The 3,962-nt window shown below is 42.8% G+C and carries 3 protein-coding genes; 1 reads left to right on the plus strand and 2 read right to left on the minus strand.

What is annotated here, in order from left to right; translation table 11 throughout:
- A partial coding sequence (locus ACVBIO_RS21400; RefSeq protein WP_447173411.1) for an SEL1-like repeat protein occupies positions 1 to 828 on the plus strand: 828 nt, incomplete at its 5' end.
- 505 nt (positions 829 to 1,333) lie between these two features.
- Here the strand turns inward: ACVBIO_RS21400 and ACVBIO_RS21405 are convergent.
- Positions 1,334 to 1,753 carry a hypothetical protein gene (locus ACVBIO_RS21405; RefSeq protein WP_447173412.1) on the minus strand — a complete coding sequence of 140 codons (420 nt, stop codon included), beginning with the start codon at positions 1,751 to 1,753 and terminating at the stop codon, positions 1,334 to 1,336.
- Between the two features lie 140 nt (positions 1,754 to 1,893).
- Positions 1,894 to 2,169 (minus strand): hypothetical protein, encoded by a 276-nt coding sequence (locus ACVBIO_RS21410; RefSeq protein WP_447173413.1) that lies wholly within the window; start codon positions 2,167 to 2,169, stop codon positions 1,894 to 1,896.
- Positions 2,170 to 3,962 lie beyond the last annotated feature (1,793 nt).

Below are 3,962 nucleotides of genomic sequence, written 5' to 3' on the forward strand. Positions count from 1 at the left end.
CGCAAAGCGGCTGAGCAAGGCGTTGCAGACGCGCAATATACACTCGGGACCATATATGATTATGGAATTGATGTACCCCAGAACAGACAAGAAGCACTGGATTGGTATTACCTGGCCGCAGAGCAAAATCATGTCGATGCACTTTATGCTATCGGCATGATCTTTCATTCAACAAAGGAAGATTATCCGGAAGCAATCTATTGGATTAGAAAAGCCGCAGATAAGGGCCTTGATGAAGCACAGTATGATTTGGCTAGAATGCTTTCTTTCGGGATCGGAATTGAGGAAAACAAACAGCAAGCGTTTATTTGGTATCTGAAAGCCGCAGAGCAAGGCCATGTTGCAGCCCAATTTTATGTTGGTTCTGCCTATGATTTTGCGCAAGGAGTTGCAGAAAACAAAGCAAACGCTTTTGTTTGGTATCAGAAGGCGGCTAATGAGGGGTATGCAAAAGCCCAGTTTTACTTAGGCTCAATGTACGAGCTCGGGGAAGGTACGACAGTTAACAATGCGACAGCCATAAGGTGGTATTTGAAAGCGGCAGAACAAGGGCTACCCGATGCGCAGCATAGCCTTGGGGTGATGTTTGAACTGGGCGATGGAGTGGTCAAAAACATGCCTGAAGCAATAACATGGTACACGGCCGCAGCCAAGCAAGGAAATGCTGAATCACAGTATGTATTGGGCACCATATATGAATCGGATAAGAGTGAACCACTGAATCTACATATTGCAGACATGTGGTATCAAAGTGCAGCGGCGCAGGGACATCAGAAAGCGCTAGAAGCGTTAAAGCAAAATTCCACGGAACCTCGCACAGTGCATTGATGCGCATTGATGTCTGGTGTTTCGATTTGACTAACAAGCCACCCATTATAAATCCGAACTCATTTCTGGACAAAAGCTATTCACCACGGCGAATATGGCGAAGCCATGTGCTATTAAGCGAGAGCTAGGGATAGCAAACTGGCCGTTAAACACGGATGTTATTGGAACACGGAGCGCTACGCTACACGAAGAAAAGCAACTGCTAGAACAATAACAACAGTAAAAGACTGGCATCCAACATTTAGATCTTTTTCTTTACGCTCTTCTCCGTGACCTCTGTGAAAGCGAAGCGCTTCGTGGTGAGATTAGTGCTTTTTAAAAGTTATGCTTATACGACATAATCGCTTGGTGATCATAGATACTTCCAGCGTTCGCTAACTCGTTTCTGGACAGAAATTGGTTAGAGTCAAAGCTCTTAAAGTGATGACTCTTATTAGGGAAAATATGGCAAGCGAATATGAGATAATGCCAATCTAAAGCTTTAGTCACCTAATTGAAGTTTTTGTTACATGGAGCTTTGCTCATGCCCCTGATTTATTTTATGTTGCATATAAATAACATGTAATAGTGAAGTTTTAAGTGGATCCAACCACAGAAGCTCACCTTTTTTGGCGCCAGTGATGAGATTCATTCGATTACGAACCATTAATATCCATGAAATATCAAAAACTGTAGAAAGAACATGTAACCCTAGCGAACTGATTAAAATTTTCTTCTCAGGTAAATAGAACAAACCAACAGCAAGAGTAATAAGTGAGGCCGAGAACAAAATAATAGTTATAGTGATAAATACTTTTGAAATTGTCATTTCTGTATTTTCATTGATTTGCACTGAGAATGTATACAATTTATACATCAAGTATCCCCCTAATGTCAGCATACATAGTATTATTGTTTTAAATACAGATTCTTCCTTGAAAATCATGCAATTACCCTTTTGATTGTTGTGTGTGAGTCAGATTGATATTTAGCGGCCATGATATTCGCTCAATATCGGAATTTTTTTGAGAATTTTTCGCGCACAAATTTGAAATGAAGAATTAAGAGGCTTAGTGACTTAATTTACTATAAACCTAACTCTTCATCTGGCGGATCACCACTATCCTCTTTTCTCTTATGTTGCTCCTGTTTCGCTTTTTCCACATTTTTAAATGCGGGGGGCGGGATCGGAAAAACTGAAATTAAAGGAAAAATAGCCAAAAATATAAATGCTCCTTTGGACATTTTCTTACCCCAAATAACCATTTTATACAAATAGTTAACTAAAATAAGAAACAAAAAAACTTCAACACAGTATTGAAGAAGCATATCCTTTCTACCAATTGAGTTAAGTAAATCCATTTTCACTCCATCTAGTCATATAAATTAGATGGGGGTAATGTAGCCACTATTCAAGTAGTTTTAAGATGCGTATTTAGCGTGAGTTTCAATAAACACCCTAGCCCCATAGGTCTGCCTAATCACTTATAGTGGTACTTACTCGAAATTATTTCAGTAAAATAACTCTAGTCATTAATTATAAATCAACAAGATAGTGCCACTTTCCAATTTTAGGTTCCATGCAATATTAAACGAACAAATCATATTTTCAGATTGGCGGTTAAAGATGAAAAAATACCAATTAGCGATGCTTTGGCTGAAAAGCAAAGATATGACAGGCAAAACGTCTTCTACTTTGAACAAGGGAGACCCTTGTTCAGATTAGCTTTTCTATGGACAAAGCTTTACTCCCCCTATTTGCCTTTTGAACTGCGAAACTCACTTTTGGGGCATTTCCGTGTTAGACAATAAACCGCTATAGCCCAAATTAGTGCACCAATTATCCGGTGTAGATACGGCCGTGACCGTCCATGTTCTGGTGAGAGATAACGGAGTTATCAAGCTCTCGAACGAGAGGCAGGATGCCGAACTGGCTTTTTAGCAGGGATGCTATTCGTCATGGCCGAGCTTCCAAGGATGGACTTGTTGCGTGTCACGGCAGTGTCTGCACATAAGGTCGTTCCTTCACATCTGACCCATAGGGATATGGGAAATGTCATTATGATGTAGGGAACATCATTGACCATGTGATCACGACATTCGGACGTCCTGTCCAGCACCCGCTGCAGGCGATTGATAACTCTAAAGCAACAATTGAGAACTCGCTTCCCCGTAGCAACTACCCAAAAAATGTAATCAGCCTTCACTTGAAGGTAAACATGTTTTGGGGCATTTCCAAGCTAGCAATCAAACCTGCACGGCCCAAATGAAGGCACCAACTATCCGGTGTAGATACAGCCGTGACCGTCCATGACATGGACGTCATGGCCGAGCTTCCAAGGATGGACTTGTTGCGTGTCACGGCAGTATCTGCACATGCGCCCGCTGCAGGCGATTGGTAACGGTGAAGCGACAATTGAGAACTCGCTCCCCCGTAGCAACTTCCCAAAAAATGTAATCAGCCTTCATTCGAAGGCTAGCTAACTTTGGGGCATTTCCAAGTTGTAAGCCGAACAATTAAAGCCCAAATGTAAGTACCAATTATCCGGTGTAGATGCGGTTGAGGCCGTCGAAAACAGGGACGTTTTCGTTGAGCTCACAAGGACGTGCTCGCAGCGAGCCTCAGCAGTATCTGCACATTCCCCCGCTGGAGGCGATTGATAACTACGAAGCAACAAGTTCAAAAACTCTACTTGATAACACCAACCCAAAAATAAATGTAATCAATCTTCATTTGAAGGCTAACTCACTTTGGGGCAAAAGTAATTTTCAAAACTCACAGAAAACGCCAGTTCCCCTTCGGAGTTGCCGAAATGCGTTGGAATAAATCGCGTGATGCCGACATGGATGTCGGCGTAGCTTTCGCGGGGCAGGATGCCCCATCGGAAGCGTTAGCTATTTATCCATAAGCATGAGGGAGACAACTTCGTTTGGGGCGGCTAGGGAGATGCAAGAGGGGGAAGCTGTTGTCCCCCTCTTGCCCAGGTGTGGGATGGAATCCCACGACGTTTATCAAGCGCAGCTTGATTGCTTAAGTTCAGGCGCAGCCTGATACCCTACCTAGGGCTAAAACCCAGCTGATGTGGTCAACTAAAACTGTACACCAACAGGGGATGCGTATTTACGCAGCCATTTCGGCCGCTGTTGGTGTCATG

Source organism: Shewanella sp. 0m-8 (genome assembly GCF_052977265.1).

Excerpts from the sequence above, each read along its gene's own strand:
- ACVBIO_RS21405 (WP_447173412.1), bottom strand. The coding sequence starts at position 1,753 with ATGATTTTCAAGGAAGAATCTGTATTTAAAACAATAATACTATGTATG.
- ACVBIO_RS21410 (WP_447173413.1), bottom strand. The coding sequence starts at position 2,169 with ATGGATTTACTTAACTCAATTGGTAGAAAGGATATGCTTCTTCAATAC.